Genomic DNA, 16,289 nt, shown 5'->3' with positions numbered 1-16,289 from the left:
TTGCGTGCAGGACGTCGGGTCTCCAAGGATTTTTGATGCGTAACAACCAGCCTGTCTCTCAGCGTGAATATCTGTTCGATGATCATGCGACACTGATGTCGACCACCGATCTCAACAGCCACATTACCTACGCCAACGACGCGTTTATCGAAGCAAGCGGATTCACTGCTGACGAGATCAACGGGCAGCCGCATAACATGGTGCGTCACCCCGATATGCCGCCAGAAGCCTTTGCCGATATGTGGGCGACGCTGAAGCAGGGCGAACCCTGGACTGCGCTGGTCAAAAACCGCCGGAAAAACGGCGACCACTACTGGGTGCGTGCCAATGCCATTCCGGTCGTACGCGACGGTAAAGTGCAGGGTTATATGTCCGTGCGCACCAAACCTACGGCTGAAGAGGTGCGTCAGACAGAAGTGCTCTATCAGGATTTTCGTGAAGGCCGCGCCAGAGGGCGACGTTTTCACAAAGGCCTGCTGGTGCGCAGCGGCTGGCGTCGTCCCGCCTCAATCCTGAAGACGCTGCCCCTGCGCTGGCGGATTCGCAGCACGCTGATGGCGTTACTGCCTCTCTCGGTGGCGGGCGTCTGGGCACTGGGCATGACCCACACTGCACTGGCAGGCTTTGCTGCGGGAATGGCTGCGCTGCTTCTGCTCTGCAGTGTGTGGCTGGAGCAGCAGATTTCACGTCCTATTGAGCGGATGTGCAAACAGGCGCTCCGCGTAGCGACCGGTGCCAGCCATCAGGTTGAACAGATGGATCGTGTGGATGAGGTCGGCGTCACGCTACGTGCCATTGGCCAGCTCGGATTGATGTTCCGCTGGCTGGTGGATGATGTCAGCGGCCAGGCGATCAATGTGCTGAGTGCCAGTGATGCCATCGCCCGCAGTAACAACGAACTGAGTCGCCGTACTGAACAGGCGGCGGCTAACGTGCAGCAAACCGCGGCGACCATGAACGAAATGACCGCGACGGTGAAGAGCAACACCGAAACTGCACATGAGGCGAATAGCCTCTCAGCCAGCACCAGTCACGCCGCCAGCAAAGGCGGCGATGTGATGACGGATATGATGGGCATGATGGGCGAAATTGCCGACAGCTCAACGCGTATCGCCAATATAACCAGCGTGATCGACGGCATTGCCTTCCAGACTAATATTCTGGCGTTGAATGCTGCGGTGGAAGCGGCGCGGGCAGGTGAGCAGGGTAAAGGCTTTGCAGTGGTCGCGGGTGAAGTTCGCAGCCTGGCGCAACGCAGCGCTAAAGCCGCCAGCGAGATTAAAATGCTGGTTGAAACCAGCAGCAGCCGGGTCAAATCGGGCAATGAGCATGCCAGCGCGGCGGGCCGGACGATGCAGGATATCGTGTCGCAGGTGCAGAATGTCACTGCGCTAATCGCCCAGATCAGTGCCGCCACGGCCGAACAGGCGACGGCGCTCAGCGAGGTCAGCTCAGCAGTAGAAGATCTCGATGATATCACCCATCAGAACGCTGCCCGCGTGACAGAAAGCGCCGAGGCGTCTGGTCGCATGACCCATCAGGCTAACCGTCTGGTGGAAGCGATCAGCGTCTTTCGCTAAGAAGCCAGCGCCTGCGTGCTTTCGCGTCCGGCACGCAGCGCGCCAGGCGACTGACCAACGATCCGCTTAAACGCGCGACTGAACGCCGCAATCGAGCCGTAGCCGAGATGATAGGCCACGGCTTCCACCGCTTCCCCATTGTTCACAATCCGCTGCACCGCCAGCCGCATCCGCAACTCCGTAAGATAACGCAGCGGCGTCATACCGGTGGCATTGAGAAAACGTCCGGCAAACACCGAGCGCGAACAGCCTGCCACGCTGGCCAGTCGCGCTACCGTCCAGTTTTCGCCCGGCTCCCGATGCATCGCGGCAATCGCCTGACTCAGACGCGGGTCGCGCATTGCCTGCACCAGCCCGCTACTCTGGCCGCAGCCGTTTTCTACCCAGCCGCGCACAATCAGCGCGGCAACGACATCCGCCAGACGCGACAGAATGCCGGCAAACCCCGCCTGACGCGTGCGTGACTCCCGCTCCATTGCGGCCAGGATCGGCTGAATCTCCGGGTACTGCGACAGCAGAGTGCTCACCAGCATCACATCCGGCATGGTATTGATCAGCGGCTGCATGCCGCCAAGCTCAAACGCCATGCAGGCGCTGAACAGCAGTACGCTGTGCTCGTCCTCACCGGCATCTTCCGGGGCGGCGATGGCGCAGACGCTGTCGCAGAGCGGCTTGCTCGCCATGTTTTTAATGCACTGGCAGTCCGCCTCCTCACTGGAGATCAGGCTGTGCGGTTTACCGTGTGGCACCAGCAGCGCATCGCCGCTGTTGAGCTGAAACACCTCGCCGGAGGCGCTGCGCACCAGCAGTGAGCCACGCCCGACAAAGTGGAACTGCGCCCGGCCCGGTGCGTGCTCGTAGCGCAACCCGAATGGCGCGCTTACCGCGATGCGCTGGTAGTTCACGCCATACAGGCGCATCCCCATCAGCAGTTCACTGGTCAGATCTCCATAGTGGCTCATATGATTCCAGACGAATTATCAAAAATGAAGGTGTAAGCATCATAGATCGTCCTGATGCGACACTCTATGCTCACACTCACTTTTTTTATCTTCCGGAGAAGCAGCATGAGTCTGACAACCGAAGTGGCTGATGAGGTTTCCTCGCCGACCCGTCCCGCGTGGGGTGCGGTATTTGCCATGGCATTTGGGGTGTTCAGCCTCATCACCGCCGAATTTTTACCTGTGAGTCTGTTGACGCCGATGGCGCACAGTCTCGGTGTATCCGAAGGGCAGGCGGGACAGACCGTCACTATTACTGCACTGGTCGCGCTGTTTACCAGCCTGGTGACCGGCAGCGTCACGCGGCGAATTGACCGCCGTATTGTGATGCTGGTTTTTTCACTGTTGCTGATCGCCTCTGCGCTGATGGTGGCCTTTGCGGCTGACCTGACGGTAATCCTGCTGGCGCGGGTGCTGCTGGGTATGGCCATTGGTGGCTTCTGGACACTTTCAACCGCTATCACTATGCGTCTGGTGCCCAGCGATCAGGTGCCACGTGCACTCTCTATTGTGTTTAGTGGTATCTCGCTGGCGACAATTATCGCTACGCCGCTTGGCAGCTATCTCGGTGGACTGGTCGGCTGGCGCAACATCTTTATGCTGACCGCCGGGCTGGGCGCGGTGGCGCTGCTGTGGCAATTCTTTACGCTGCCCGCCATGCCGGCAGAGAACAAAGCCCGCAACGGCGGGGTGCTGGCACTGCTGCGTATCGGTGTGATGCGGTGGGGCATGCTGGCCGTGATCATGATGTTTACCGGCCACTTCGCTTTCTTTACTTACCTGCGTCCGTTTCTGGAAGGTGTCGCGCAGCTCAACCTTAATCAGCTGTCGCTGGTGCTGCTGGCCTTTGGCGTAGCGAACTTTTTTGGCACCTCGCTGGCCGGTTATCTGGTCACCCGTAGTGTGTCGCTGACGCTGAGTGGCATGGCGCTGTTAATGAGTATCACCGCGCTGCTGCTGGTGAGCTTTGGTGATGTCAGCTGGCTGGTCGGCGCGGGCGTGGCGATCTGGGGGATGGCGTTTGGTTCGATGCCAACCGGCTGGTCTACGTGGATTTCACGCGCGGTGCCGGATGATGCGGAATCGGGCGGCGGTTTACTGGTTGCCACTATCCAGCTGGCGATTACCGTTGGTGCGGCGGCAGGCGGCTGGATGTTTGACCTGCGCGGCGCAGGCGGTGTGTTTGTTGCCAGCGGCGTACTGATGCTGCTGGCTGCGCTAACTATCTTCAGCCGGGTAAGGCATCACGGATAATTCTCTGAAGGCAGCGCGTTATGCTGCCTTTTTTATTGAATATGGATTATTAACCTTTTGAGTGATAACTGTGCGAAATGTGCTTTTTATCATCAGTTTTATTGAATGAGTTAAGCAAAACCCTCCGCTTTTTACTGATCAACTTCAGGGCTAATATATCTATCAACAAGGCAGCACGCCTTACCTGATAAAAATTAACCGAGGAATTGACCATGAAATCTATCAAAACTTTTGCAGCTGTTATCGCCCTTTCTGTTCTGCCATTCGCCAGCTTCGCCCAATCTGTGACCGCTGTCGACTCTACGCTGGACGGTGCTGAAGCGAAAATCGCTGCGCAGGCTCAGGATGCTGGTGCTTCATATAAAATCACTGAAGCCTACAACAACAACGGCGTTCACATGACTGCTGAGCTGCTGAAATAAGCTGCACTTTACCCTCTGATGCTGACAGGACACCTTCGGGCGTCCTGGCGGCGTTTCTGCTGAAGTAAAAGATTTTACTTCCAGATTTTGCAAACGAAAAAGCCACTCTGACGAGTGGCTTTTTTATGTCAAAAAACGGCAATCCTCACCCGTTACACGTCTTCCGATGCCTCGCGCATCATCTCATCGTGCGGCACATCATCCAGAATCTGCTCAAAGCTGCGCAGACGCTTGTAGATCGACATCAGTTCGATCAGCGTTGACCAGGAGGCGATCAGATACTGGAACGAGCCGCGTACCTGATCAAACACGTTGGTGATCTGGTTGAGTAAGCCCAGCGTAATCGTGCCCGCGACAATCGACGGGAACAGCAGGAAAAGACCAAACACATTATCGACCTGCAGATAGAGAATGCGGGTGATATTGAAATAGAGATAATGGAAATAGAGTCGGAAGTAGTTAACCCGTACCCGACTGAACAGCTCCTGCACCGTTTGTGGCCCGGCGCGATCGGCATTGTCTTCGCCGTAAACCAGCTCTTTACGGTAGGCGGCTTCAACCCGCTGATTGCGGAACTCCAGCCCCGGCAGCTTAATCCCAACCAGCGCCAGCAACCCGGTGCCGAATACGGACCAGAGCACAGCGGCTATCACCAGCGCGTAAGGAATATTGCCGAGGATCGGAATATCTTTCACATGATGTGACAGCGCGACCAGCACCGGCAAAAACGCGACCAGCGTCATAATCGCCTGAATAAAACTCACCCCCCAGTTTTCCAGCGTGGTTGCAAACCGCATGGTGTCTTCCTGCACACGCTGTGCAGCACCTTCGACATGACGCAGGCGCTGCCAGTTGTGCATGTAGTAGTTATTCATGGCCGTACGCCAGCGGAAAACCCAGTGGCTGATAAAGAAGGAGTTGAGTACGCCAATCACCACCGCGATTAATGCGATGCCGAGAAAAGAGATAACCTCATGGTAAAACTCTGCAATCTGCACCGATCCCGCTTTGGTCAGCGCTTTCTGAATCAGATCGTAGAACGGGCCATACCAGGCATTAATGGCGACACCTACCTGCACGCCAAACCAGGTGACAAAGATGATCAGCGCAGAACCCCACACAGACCAGCGCCGCCATGGATGCGGATCAATAAGCCGCCAGGCCCCGGCAAAAATAGCTACCATTATCCAGTAATAGAGATAAAACCAGAGCTGACTTGCGGCAATAAAACGCGCCGCCGTCGTTGGGAGGGGCTGCTTCATTGTGGTTTCAAAAGTGGGCCAGATGCCTGGCAGATGGGCGGCAAAGCCGAACCAGGCAAAAATTGCTAATAAGCTCCAGACAGCCGCAGAGCTGAAAAACAGCGCTGGCCGCGGAAAAAAAGACTTAAACATAGGTACTCCGCTGTTGTGTATTGCTTGTTATAACGTTTTTGACGTGTCGCTGTCTGTAGTCTGTTGTTTCTGCTCATGACAGGAAGAAGATAGATGTTAATGAAATTGTGCGATTTTGTTTCTTTGAACTAAATCTTTGTGAATGGCAGTGATACAATATGCAGGTTTGTTACCGGTAACAAGCAGGCGCCACGCCTGTATCTGCTGATAAAAACCATTACAACGCAACCACCACTTTTTCATACCGCCAGTGAGTGCGGGAATGAGGCAATGTCATGTCAGAACAAAAAAAGGGTCATTCACGCAGGGATTTTTTGCTGAAGACAATTACCCTGGCGCCTGCGATGGCGGTAGGCTCCACCGCAATGGGCGCGCTCTCCCTTCCGCTGGCCGCGCAGGCGGCTGAAACCCCGGCCGCACCGCAGCAGGCACGTGATTACCAGCCGAACTGGTTTACCGCCGAAGAGTTTGCCTTTATTACCGCCGCCGTGGCACGCCTGATTCCCAGCGATGAACGCGGACCGGGAGCGCTGGAAGCGGGCGTGCCGGAATTTATCGATCGTCAAATGAATACGCCGTATGCCACGGGATCGAACTGGTATATGCAGGGTCCGTTTAATCCCGACCTGCCGAAAGAGCTGGGCTATCAGCTGCCGCTGGTGCCACAGCAGATTTACCGCCTTGGTCTGGCCGATGCCGATAATTACAGCAAAAAGCAGCACGGCAAGGTCTTTGCTCAGCTCAGCGGTGAGCAGCAGGATGCCTTATTGCAGGCGATGGAGAGTGGCAGCGCGGAATTCAGCCAGCTACCGGCAAAAGTCTTCTTCAGCTTCCTGCTGCAGAACACCCGTGAAGGCTTCTTTAGCGATCCTATCCACGGCGGGAATCAGGGCATGGTCGGCTGGAAGCTGATCAACTTCCCTGGCGCCCGCGCCGACTTTATGGATTGGGTAGAGCGCGGCGAACGGTATCCGTTCCCGTCAGTGTCGATTCGCGGAGAGAGAAGCTAAGCATGGCAAACGAAATGAAAAAAGTGGATGCGGTCATTGTCGGCTTCGGCTGGGCAGGCGCGATTATGGCGAAAGAGCTGACTGAAGCGGGCCTTAACGTACTGGCGCTGGAGCGCGGGCCGCATCGTGATACCTATCCCGATGGATCCTATCCGCAGTCCATTGATGAGCTGACCTATAACGTCCGCAAAAAGCTCTTCCAGGACCTCTCCAAAAGCACCGTGACGATTCGTCATGACGCTTCTCAGACGGCGGTACCTTATCGCCAGCTGGCGGCATTTTTGCCCGGCACCGGTACCGGTGGCGCAGGCCTGCACTGGTCAGGCGTCCATTTCCGTGTTGATCCCGTTGAGCTGCGGATGCGCAGCCATTACGAAGAGCGCTACGGTAAAAACTTCATTCCGGAAGGCATGACGATTCAGGATTTTGGCGTCAGCTACGATGAACTGGAGCCGTTCTTCGACAAGGCGGAAAAAGTCTTTGGCACCTCAGGCAGCGCCTGGAGTATCAAAGGTAAAGTGGTCGGCAAAGATAAAGGTGGTAACCCGTTTGCGCCCGACCGCTCAGATAACTTCCCGCTGCCCGCGCAGAAGCGTACTTACTCGGCGCAGTTGTTTGCTCAGGCGGCAGAGTCAGTGGGTTATCATCCTTATGATCTGCCCTCCGCCAATACGTCAGGCCCGTACACCAATACCTATGGCGCGCAGATGGGGCCGTGCAACTTCTGCGGTTACTGCAGCGGCTACGCCTGCTACATGTATTCCAAAGCGTCGCCGAACGTCAATATCCTGCCCGCGCTGCGTCAGGAGCCGAAGTTTGAGCTGCGCAACAACTCCTATGTACTGCGGGTCAATCTCAGCGATGACAAAACGCGTGCCACTGGCGTGACCTATGTGGATGGACAGGGCCGTGAGCAGGTTCAGCCCGCAGATCTGGTCATTCTTTCCGCCTTCCAGTTCCACAATGTGCATCTGATGCTGCTGTCGGGCATTGGCAAACCGTACAATCCGATGACCAACGAAGGCACTGTGGGCCGTAACTTCGCCTATCAGAACCTCTCTACGCTCAAGGCGCTGTTTGATAAAAACACCACCACCAATCCGTTTATCGGTGCGGGTGGTGCAGGCGTCGCGGTGGATGATTTCAACGCGGATAACTTCGACCATGGGCCACTGGGCTTTGTCGGCGGTTCGCCATTCTGGGTCAACCAGGCGGGCACCAAACCGATCTCTGGCCTGCCAGTGCCTGCGGGTACGCCTAACTGGGGCAGCAAATGGAAAGCGGCGGTAGCGGACACCTACACGCATCACCTGTCGATGGATGCGCATGGCGCTCACCAGTCCTATCGCGCCAATTACCTCGATCTCGATCCTAACTACAAGGATGCCTATGGGCAGCCGCTGCTGCGCATGACCTTTGACTGGCAGGATAACGACATCAAAATGGCGCAGTTTATGGTCGGTAAGATGCGCAATATTGCTGAAGCGATGAATCCAAAGATGATCATCGGCGGCGCGAAAAAGCCGGGCACCCATTTTGACTCCACGGTGTATCAGACCACCCATATCAGCGGCGGGGCGATCATGGGCGACGATCCCAAAACCAGTGCGGTTAACCGTTATCTGCAAAGCTGGGATGTGCCGAATGTCTTTGTTCCAGGCGCATCTGCCTTCCCGCAGGGACTGGGTTACAACCCGACCGGCATGGTGGCGGCGCTGACTTACTGGTCAGCCAAAGCAATTCGCGAACATTACCTGAAAAACCCCGGCCCACTGGTGCAGGCATAAGGATATGGCGATGAAAAATAGCATTCTGGCTCTGATTCTTGGCTCCCTGACGTTTGCCGCACTGGCGGAGAGCAACCAGGACGATCTGGTTAAACGGGGTGAGTATCTGGCGCGTGCCGGGGACTGTGTTGCCTGCCACACCAGCAAAGGCGGCGCGGCGTTTGCCGGTGGTCTGCCGATGGCGACACCCATTGGTACCATCTACTCCACCAACATTACGCCCGATCGCGACACCGGCATTGGTGAATACAGCTACGACGACTTCCAGAAAGCGGTGCGTCACGGCGTAGCGAAAAACGGCGATACGCTCTATCCGGCGATGCCCTATCCCTCCTACGCCGTGGTCAGCGATGAAGACATGAAGGCGCTTTACGCTTACTTCATGCATGGCGTTGCGGCGGTTAAGCAGCCAAATCGGGAGAGCGACATTCCCTGGCCGCTATCGATGCGCTGGCCGCTGGCGGTCTGGCGCGGGATTTTTGCGCCCGACGTAAAAGCATTCCAGCCTGCAGCAGAGGAAGATCCGGTGCTGGCACGCGGTCGCTATCTGGTTGAAGGACTGGGCCACTGCGGGGCCTGTCATACACCGCGTAGCATCACCATGCAGGAGAAGGCGCTGACTAACGAAGAGGGCAGCGACTATCTGGCGGGCAGCAGTGCTCCTATTGATGGCTGGACCGCCAGCAACCTGCGCGGCGATAACCGCGATGGGCTGGGGCGCTGGAGCGAAGACGATCTGCGTCAGTTCCTGCGTTATGGCCGCAACGACCAGACTGCCGCGTTCGGTGGCATGACCGATGTGGTGGAACACAGTCTGCAGCACCTGAGCGAGTCTGATATCACGGCAATTGCGCGCTATCTGAAGTCACTGGGTGCGAAAGATCCCCATCAGGCAGCGTTCAGCGTGGATGATGCCACGGCAAAAGCGCTGTGGCGTGGTGATGATAGCCAGACGGGTGCTGCAACCTACGTTGACAGCTGCGCGGCATGTCATAAAACCGATGGCAGTGGCTATAAACGCTTCTATCCAGCGCTGCGCGGTAATCCGGTCGTTCTGGCGGACGATCCCACCTCCCTGATCCATATCGTGCTGGTGGGCGGGCAGTTGCCTGGCGTGAATGGCGCGCCGTCGACCATTACTATGCCAGCATTTGGCTGGCGTCTGAACGATCAGCAGGTGGCGGACGTGGTGAACTTCGTGCGCAACAGCTGGGGCAACACGGCGTCGAAACAGGTCAGCGCGAAACAGGTCGCTGAGCTGCGTAAAGATGAGAAAGATCGGCTGGGCAGTGCGGATATCAGCGTACTGGAAGGTAAATAACCGACAGTAACAGAGGCCGTCATCAATAGGATGACGGCCTTTTTTTTAAATATTCTCCAGATCGATTCCGCGTGTTTTCGGCCCGTAAATCCCTACCGACAGCATCACCATCACCATGCTCAGCACGATAAAGGTGATTACGCCTGGCGTGCCGGCATACTGCAATATCACCCCAATCAGAATACTGCTGAAGACCGTAGAAAGGCGACTGAAGGAGTAGCAGAAGCCGACTGCCCGCGCGCGGATATGGGTCGGGAAGATCTCGGTCTGATAGGCGTGGAAGCTGAAGGTCAGCCAGGCGTTGGACCAGGTGATCAGGAAGCCGCAGAGAATCAGCAATACTGGCTGCGTCTGGAAGGCGAACAGCGTGCCGAACACCACCGTCATCAGCGACGACAGGACGATCTGCCACTTATTCTCCAGCTTGTCAGCGTAGCGGCTGCAGATCAGCGAACCGAGCGGATAGGCCAGCGTGATGAAGAAGGCATAAAGCAAACTGTGCGTCACCGTGGCACCGTTGCCTGACAGCAGCGCAGGCAGCCAGTTACCAAAGCCGAAAAAGCCGATCGCCTGGAAAAAGTTCATCACCACCAGCATCAGGGTGCGCTTGCGGTAAGCGGGTGACCATATCTCGCTGAAACGTCCTCGTTTTGGCAGCTGCCCTGCGGCGTCATCGGGCTGAACAGCGGGGCCAGCCGGGATACCACAGCGCTGCTCCATCGTGGACAATACCTGATGCGCCTCCTGATGACGGCCCTGCTGCGCCAGCCAGCGTGCCGACTCCGGCAGATTTCTGCGCACCAGCCAGATCACCAGTGAACAGACCGCGCCTGCGATCACCACCCAGCGCCAGCCTTCAAGACTGAGCAGCGTTTGCGGAATCAGCCACCAGGACATCAGCGCCACGGCGGGTACCGACAAAAACTGCACGAAAAAAGAGAAGGCAAAGGCGCGGCTGCGCAGATGGGTCGGCACCCACTCCGACAGATAGGTGTCAATGGTCACCAGCTCGACGCCCAGCCCGATCCCCACCAGGAAGCGGAACAGAATAATCATCTCCGCACTTTGCTGGAACGCCATCAGCAGTGAAAACAGCCCATACCACAGCAGCGCACACATAAAGGTCAGACGGCGACCAAAGCGGTCAGCGTAGGGCGCCAGCAGGCTGGCACCGAAAAACAGGCCGAGAAAAGTGGCCGAGGCGAATGCCGCCTGATCGGAGAAGCCCAGCACGCCTGCCGCGCCGGTGTGAAAGACGCCTGCGGATAGCAGGCCGGTGCTGATATAGCCGGTTTCAAACAGGTCATAAAGCTCAAAAAAACCGCCCAGCGCCAGCAGCGTAATAAAGCGCCACAAACCGGTGGAGGAGGGCAGCGCATCAACCCGTGCGGCTAAGCTGTTGCGGGCCGCCGATGAAGCGTGCAGTGGCGGCAGGCTGGTGGAGGTAGTGGTCATTTCAGCATGAACCTCAGGCAGTGTGGAGACGACTCGCAGCCGGTCAGATAAGGACTAACAGAGTTAACCGTTAGCAAGCGAAGAAATAGCAGAATAATCAATTCATCCGCCGTTGCCGAGCGGGGTGTTGCTGATGATTTAGCAATGTACGTTGCAGGTTTTGCCATCTGTGGCGCACGTACTCCGGCAGCGACGACTGGAGCAGCATCTGCATGCCGCAAATACCGGTCTGTCTCTCAGCCCGGTCACGTGAGGGCAGGTCCGCATGGATGCAAATGGCGTCCTTGCGCTAGCATAGTCCCGCTTTGTGACACTTTCTTCACGGACGCGGAAAAAGCTGAGCTGAAGAAGCAGACCCAATTACGGAAAGATGAGGTTAACGTGAGTTTTTTTGACGAGCTGAAAGCATCGCTGGAAGAAGCTGTTGAGATCAAAAACGGCGTCCGGGTGCCTGGTCGTGTTACGCGCTATACGGTGGCCGATGTGAAGGCTATTCGGGCACTCAACCCATGCCCCGATATCCCCCAGCCGGAAAAGAGAGAAAGCGCCACCGATAATGCCTGCATCGGTGGCACTGAGACTTAAGGCAGTTTCGGCCAGACACCCGGCCCAATTGGCAGACCCAGCAGATACCACACCATCAGCAGCGCTATCCAGCTGATAAAGAACACCAGCGGATAGGGGAAAATCAGCACGTAATAGGTGCCGAGCTGCGCATCTTTCTGATAACGCTGCAAAAAGGCCAGGAACAGCGGCAGGAAGGGCGACATGGGTGCCAGCGGCAGTACGGCGGAGTCAGCGATGCGGAAAATCATCTGAGCGAAGGCGGGATGAAAGCCGAGCAGCATAAACATCGGCACAAAGACCGGCGCCAGAATTGACCAGATTGCTGAGCCGCTGGCGATAAACATACAGAGAAACGCCGACAGGAACATCAGGCCCAGAAAGGCGGGCGCGCCGCTGACGCCTGCGCTTTCCAGCACATCGGTCAGCCCGATTGCCATAAATTTTCCCATGTTGCTCCAGTTGAAGAACGCCACGAACTGCGACAGCGGAAACACCATCACAATAAAGCCCGCCATGCCCTTCATCGGATCGACCAGCAGCTGCGGGATATCATCCGGACGGCGGATCTGCCGTGTCACCACGCCGTAAGCGATCGCCACCACAAAGAAGAACAGAATGATGATGGGCACAATGCCCTGAATAAAAGGCGAAGGAATGATGGCGCCGGTGGTGGGATTGCGTAGCGGTGCATTTTCGGGGACCACCAGCAGCGCCATCAGGGCGATAAACAGCAGCGCGGCGATCCCGGCGGCCCGCAAACCGCGGTTCTCCAGAGGCGTCAGTGCCGCCAGCTTCTCACCGTTGCCCTGCCACTGCGGCAGGCGCGGCTCGACGAATTTATCAGTGAGCAGCGCGCCCACTATCGTCAGCACAATCACCGAGGTCGCCATAAAGAACCAGTTGTCGATGACGCTGACATGCACCGTATCGCTGACGGCTTTAGCCGCTTCGGTGCTGATGCCCGAGAGCAGCACATCGGTGGTGACAATCAGCAGATTGGCGGTAAAGCCAGAGGCGACGCCGGCAATGGCCGCCAGCAGGCCTGCAACCGGATGACGGCCCACTGCCAGGAAGATCAGCGCACCGAGTGGCGGCATCACCACCAGCGCAGCATCCGAGGAAATATGGCTGAAGAAGGCGATAAACAGCACCATATAGCTGGCGTAACGACGGCTGACGCGCGACGCCATCTTCACCATCAGTGACTGTAGCAGGCCGACTTTTTCCGCCAGACCGGCACCAATCACCAGCGCCAGAATCGATCCCAGCGGGGTGAAGCTGCTGAAGTTTTTGATGATATTGGGCAGGATCCACTGAATGCCTGCGACGCTCAGCAGGTTGTTCACCCGCACCATTTCACCGTTACTGGGGTTTTTTACCGCCAGATCCAGTGCGCTGATAATGGCGGTTGCCACCATCAGCACCACGATCAAATAAACAAACAGTAAAAACGGGTTGGGCACTTTATTGCCCACACGCTCGATCCAGCTGAAGAGCCTGCCGGGGCTTCGGTTCTCGGATGTTGCTTCCATGGTATGGGTTCTCGTCTTGTGTTTCCCTTATCGGCGCAGGCCCGGTCTGGCGTCGGTCATGGTATATGACCGACGGTGAGTTCAGAGTCGGCTCCGCTGAAGCAGGGATGTGTTTGCACTATTTTTATAGTGGTCCGTGTCAGAGACACGGCCGGTGGCTCATTCGGCCAGTTTTGTTGGTGTGATCCCCGCCGGGATCGGACAGATATAAGGCTGCGCGGCGCGCACCCGTTCAAACTCGGCCCGGCAGCCAGCCAGCGCCTGCGGATCCGTTAGCAGTGTTAACACCGTGGCCGCCATCACTTTGCCTGCCAGAAACATCCCCTTATGCCCGATAGTGGTGCGGCCCTGCGCCACCAGTTGCCAGGTGTGCAGCGGCGTGCCGAAGGTAAAACAGGGCGCAAAGCACTGTGCGGTCGGCGTCACCCAGCTGACATCGCCGACATCGGTGGAGCCATACAGCAGCTCACGCGTAACCGCATAGGGCGCGACCTCATCCATGAACAGCTTATTGCCCAGTTGCGCAGCCCAGGCATGACCGGCTTCGCCACCCGTACGGGCGGCATTGAGCCGGGCGTTGCGCAGATCGTCATCGGTCAGAGTGGCACGCAGTTCCGCCGCAAACGCGCGCTCTTCGTCGCTGTAGTCGGGCAAACCAAACTGATGCAAATAGCGCTCCATGACCGCTTCAAGTGCACGATTAGGCACGTAGTCTGAACAGGCTTTGTCAAAACGCACGGTCAGCGTGGTGTCGGTCATCAGTGCAGCGCCCCTGGCGATGTTAATCACCCGTTCGTAGATCGCCTGCGCCTGCGGCAGTTCCGGGGCGCGAATCAGGTAAAGCACCTCTGCATCAGCCTGCACCACATTCGGTGAAACGCCACCGCTATTGGTGATGGCGTAGTGCAGACGCGCTTCCTGCACGATATGCTCGCGCAGAAAGTTGGCACCGGTATTCATCAGCGTGACGGCATCCAGCGCGCTGCGGCCCAGGTGGGGAGAGTTGGCCGCGTGCGCCGCGATGCCTTTAAAGCTGAACGCCGCCTGGATATTGGCGAGCGTGCGCAAATTGAACATGCCGCTGAAGCCTTCAGGATGCCAGGTCACCGCGGCATCAACGTCGTCAAACAGCCCTTCGCGCACCATAAAAGTTTTGCCCGATCCGCCTTCTTCGCCAGGGCAACCGTAAAAGCGAACCGTGCCGCCCGTGTGATGCTGTTCCATCCAGGCTTTTACGGCGCACACCGCGGCTACACCTGCTGTACCGAGCAGGTTGTGGCCGCAGCCGTGTCCGTTGCCGTTAGCCTCCAGCGGCTGCGGCCGTGCACAGCCCGACTGCTGGCTCAGACCAGCCAGCGCATCGAACTCGCCGAGGATAGCGAGCACCGGCTTGCCGCTGCCCACGCTGGCGATAAAGGCGGTGTCGATGCCACCCACACCGCGTTCCACAGTGAATCCTTCTTTTTCCAGCGCGTCAGCCAGCAGAGCAGAGGATCGGGTTTCGGCAAAACGGGTTTCCGGCGTGTCCCAGATGGCGTCACTGAGCGTGCTGAAGCGGAGCTGATGGCGATTGATATACCCGGCAATAAATGCTTCTATCATCGTGATCCTCCGAACTGTGCCTGATTCAGCGCCAGTGTTGCCAGCAACGTGATGGCGTCTGGCATGACCCGCTCATCAAAGTCGAATTTCGCATTGTGGTGACCCGCCGCCAGGTCACAGCCAAAAATGACGTAAGAGGCCTGGCCGCCACGCTGCTTTACGCGCTCCATCATGTAAGTGGCATCTTCCGAACCTGCCGCCTGCGCTTTACGATCGACCACAGAGTCGAATATGCCGAGTGCATCTGCCTGCTGATGGATAAAATCGACCCACGGCTGCGTCGGGGTACAGCTGCGTGCAGCACCCATTAATGAAACCTGCTGCTCAACGCCATACATCGCGGCTGCACCGGCAATCACCCGCAGCGCCTGCTGATAAATATCGTCATTAACCTGATTAGTGACGCCACGGGTTTCGACTTTCAGCAGGGCGCAGTCGGCCACCACATTGCGGCCGGTTCCTGCCTGTAGCACGCCAACGTTAACCCGCGCCACGCCGCCGCTGTGCTGGGTTAAGCCATGCAGCGCCAGCGTCGCCTGTGCGGCAGCCAGCAGGGCGTTGCGCCCCTCTTCCGGGCGACCGCCCGCATGAGCACCGACGCCGGTGAAGTGAACATCCAGTTTGGTAGTAGCCAGGAAGCTGTCGCTGCCGCATACCACTTCGCCTGCCGGCACGCCGGTACCGATATGAATCGCAGTAAAACGATCAACGTCATCGACTGCGCCTGCCGCGACCATCGCTTTGGCACCACGCACACCCTCTTCGGCGGGCTGGAAGATCAGTTTAATTGTGCCGCTGAGTTCATCTTTCATCGCCATCAGCACGGAAGCGAGGCCCAGACCAATGGTGGTGTGACCGTCATGGGCGCAGGCGTGCATCATGCCGGCGTTGCAGGAGGCGAACCCTTCACGCTGTGGCAGATGATCGCCGGCCTGGCTTTCATTGAGATCCAGTGCATCCATATCGACGCGAAAGCCCATCACCGGACCGGGGCGACCGGTCTCAAGTGTCGCCACAATGCCGCAGAATCCGCCGGAGAAGTGGCTGATCCACTGCGGTAGCGCGCCCTGCTGTAACGCGCGCGCCTCCTGCTGCTTCAGTACGGCTTCGTCAGGTAAGCCCATCCGCGCATCGGCGTCGATCACTTCACGGCCCAGCTCCAGTTGATAACCGAGCTTATGCAGTTCTTCTGCGACTAACGTCGCGGTGCGGAACTCAAGCCAGCCCGATTCGGCGTAGTGATGGAAGTCGCGACGCCACTGTTGCAGCTTTGGCAGCAGGGCGCAGACATGCTCTGAAAGGGGTCTCATCGGCTCTCTCCTCGTTGTTGATTTTTTATGCACTGCATCGAATCTACACAATGG

At 57.6% G+C, this 16,289-nt stretch carries 12 protein-coding genes and 1 pseudogene; 7 read left to right on the top strand and 6 right to left on the bottom strand.

The features are described 5' to 3' along the window. Positions 1–35 precede the first annotated feature (35 nt). Positions 36–1,580 (top strand): methyl-accepting chemotaxis protein, encoded by a 1,545-nt coding sequence (locus tag EE896_RS17570; RefSeq protein WP_003855708.1) that lies wholly within the window; start codon positions 36–38, stop codon positions 1,578–1,580. Here the strand turns inward: EE896_RS17570 and EE896_RS17565 are convergent. Next, a complete protein-coding gene (locus tag EE896_RS17565; RefSeq protein WP_039660656.1) occupies positions 1,577–2,542 on the bottom strand; it encodes an AraC family transcriptional regulator in 966 nt (321 codons plus the stop codon). The genes EE896_RS17570 and EE896_RS17565 overlap by 4 nt on opposite strands. A gap of 105 nt (positions 2,543–2,647) precedes the next feature. On the opposite strand from EE896_RS17565, the gene EE896_RS17560 reads away from it, so the two are divergent. Together EE896_RS17560 and EE896_RS17555 are read left to right on the top strand one after the other, a co-directional pair. Then, positions 2,648–3,835 (top strand): MFS transporter, encoded by a 1,188-nt coding sequence (locus EE896_RS17560; RefSeq protein ID WP_003855706.1) that lies wholly within the window; start codon positions 2,648–2,650, stop codon positions 3,833–3,835. Positions 3,836–4,047: 212 nt separating this feature from the next. Continuing rightward, positions 4,048–4,257, top strand: coding sequence for a YdgH/BhsA/McbA family protein (locus EE896_RS17555; RefSeq protein WP_039660655.1), 210 nt, complete (start codon positions 4,048–4,050; stop codon positions 4,255–4,257). 152 nt (positions 4,258–4,409) lie between these two features. Here EE896_RS17555 and sbmA read toward each other — a convergent pair whose 3' ends face one another. Beyond that, positions 4,410–5,651, bottom strand: a complete 1,242-nt coding sequence (gene sbmA / locus EE896_RS17550) for a peptide antibiotic transporter SbmA (protein WP_140916101.1) — start codon at positions 5,649–5,651, stop codon at positions 4,410–4,412. 275 nt (positions 5,652–5,926) lie between these two features. Here sbmA and EE896_RS17545 point away from each other — a divergent pair, with 275 nt between their 5' ends. The 3 genes from EE896_RS17545 to EE896_RS17535 are packed head-to-tail and all read left to right on the top strand — an operon-like array spanning position 5,927 to position 9,769. After that, entirely contained in the window at positions 5,927–6,661 is a 735-nt protein-coding gene (locus tag EE896_RS17545) for a gluconate 2-dehydrogenase subunit 3 family protein (RefSeq protein ID WP_008926626.1), read from the top strand. 2 nt (positions 6,662–6,663) lie between these two features. Continuing rightward, entirely contained in the window at positions 6,664–8,448 is a 1,785-nt protein-coding gene (locus tag EE896_RS17540; protein ID WP_039660652.1) for a GMC family oxidoreductase, read from the top strand. Positions 8,449–8,458: 10 nt separating this feature from the next. Continuing rightward, positions 8,459–9,769 carry a c-type cytochrome gene (locus EE896_RS17535; RefSeq protein ID WP_140916103.1) on the top strand — a complete coding sequence of 437 codons (1,311 nt, stop codon included), beginning with the start codon at positions 8,459–8,461 and terminating at the stop codon, positions 9,767–9,769. Positions 9,770–9,814: 45 nt separating this feature from the next. Here the strand turns inward: EE896_RS17535 and EE896_RS17530 are convergent, their stop codons facing one another. Beyond that, positions 9,815–11,224: an MFS transporter gene (locus EE896_RS17530; RefSeq protein ID WP_008926629.1), complete on the bottom strand. Its 1,410-nt coding sequence runs from the start codon at positions 11,222–11,224 to the stop codon at positions 9,815–9,817. A 381-nt stretch (positions 11,225–11,605) separates the two neighbouring features. Here EE896_RS17530 and nadS point away from each other — a divergent pair. After that, a pseudogene (gene nadS, locus EE896_RS22785) lies at positions 11,606–11,725 on the top strand (NadS family protein); the annotation flags it as partial. 80 nt (positions 11,726–11,805) lie between these two features. Here the strand turns inward: nadS and abgT are convergent. The 3 genes from abgT to EE896_RS17510 form a co-directional block, all read right to left on the bottom strand. Beyond that, on the bottom strand, positions 11,806–13,323 hold the full coding sequence (gene abgT / locus EE896_RS17520; protein ID WP_008926630.1) for a p-aminobenzoyl-glutamate transporter: 1,518 nt from the start codon (positions 13,321–13,323) through the stop codon (positions 11,806–11,808). 159 nt (positions 13,324–13,482) lie between these two features. Beyond that, positions 13,483–14,925: a M20 family metallopeptidase gene (locus EE896_RS17515; protein WP_140916104.1), complete on the bottom strand. Its 1,443-nt coding sequence runs from the start codon at positions 14,923–14,925 to the stop codon at positions 13,483–13,485. Continuing rightward, positions 14,922–16,235: an amidohydrolase gene (locus EE896_RS17510; protein ID WP_140916105.1), complete on the bottom strand. Its 1,314-nt coding sequence runs from the start codon at positions 16,233–16,235 to the stop codon at positions 14,922–14,924. The genes EE896_RS17515 and EE896_RS17510 overlap by 4 nt, the downstream gene beginning before the upstream one ends. Positions 16,236–16,289 lie beyond the last annotated feature (54 nt).

Origin of the sequence: Pantoea eucalypti (assembly GCF_009646115.1) — a bacterium.
Lineage (GTDB): Bacteria > Pseudomonadota > Gammaproteobacteria > Enterobacterales > Enterobacteriaceae > Pantoea > Pantoea eucalypti.
This window is presented reverse-complemented; position numbering and strand designations above follow the sequence as displayed.

Excerpts from the sequence above, each read along its gene's own strand:
- EE896_RS17540 (WP_039660652.1), top strand. The coding sequence starts at position 6,664 with ATGGCAAACGAAATGAAAAAAGTGGATGCGGTCATTGTCGGCTTCGGC.
- EE896_RS17515 (WP_140916104.1), bottom strand. The coding sequence starts at position 14,925 with ATGATAGAAGCATTTATTGCCGGGTATATCAATCGCCATCAGCTCCGC.
- EE896_RS17510 (WP_140916105.1), bottom strand. The coding sequence starts at position 16,235 with ATGAGACCCCTTTCAGAGCATGTCTGCGCCCTGCTGCCAAAGCTGCAA.
- EE896_RS17555 (WP_039660655.1), top strand. The coding sequence starts at position 4,048 with ATGAAATCTATCAAAACTTTTGCAGCTGTTATCGCCCTTTCTGTTCTG.
- EE896_RS17535 (WP_140916103.1), top strand. The coding sequence starts at position 8,459 with ATGAAAAATAGCATTCTGGCTCTGATTCTTGGCTCCCTGACGTTTGCC.
- sbmA (WP_140916101.1), bottom strand. The coding sequence starts at position 5,651 with ATGTTTAAGTCTTTTTTTCCGCGGCCAGCGCTGTTTTTCAGCTCTGCG.
- EE896_RS17565 (WP_039660656.1), bottom strand. The coding sequence starts at position 2,542 with ATGAGCCACTATGGAGATCTGACCAGTGAACTGCTGATGGGGATGCGC.
- abgT (WP_008926630.1), bottom strand. The coding sequence starts at position 13,323 with ATGGAAGCAACATCCGAGAACCGAAGCCCCGGCAGGCTCTTCAGCTGG.
- EE896_RS17545 (WP_008926626.1), top strand. The coding sequence starts at position 5,927 with ATGTCAGAACAAAAAAAGGGTCATTCACGCAGGGATTTTTTGCTGAAG.
- EE896_RS17560 (WP_003855706.1), top strand. The coding sequence starts at position 2,648 with ATGAGTCTGACAACCGAAGTGGCTGATGAGGTTTCCTCGCCGACCCGT.
- EE896_RS17570 (WP_003855708.1), top strand. The coding sequence starts at position 36 with ATGCGTAACAACCAGCCTGTCTCTCAGCGTGAATATCTGTTCGATGAT.
- EE896_RS17530 (WP_008926629.1), bottom strand. The coding sequence starts at position 11,224 with ATGACCACTACCTCCACCAGCCTGCCGCCACTGCACGCTTCATCGGCG.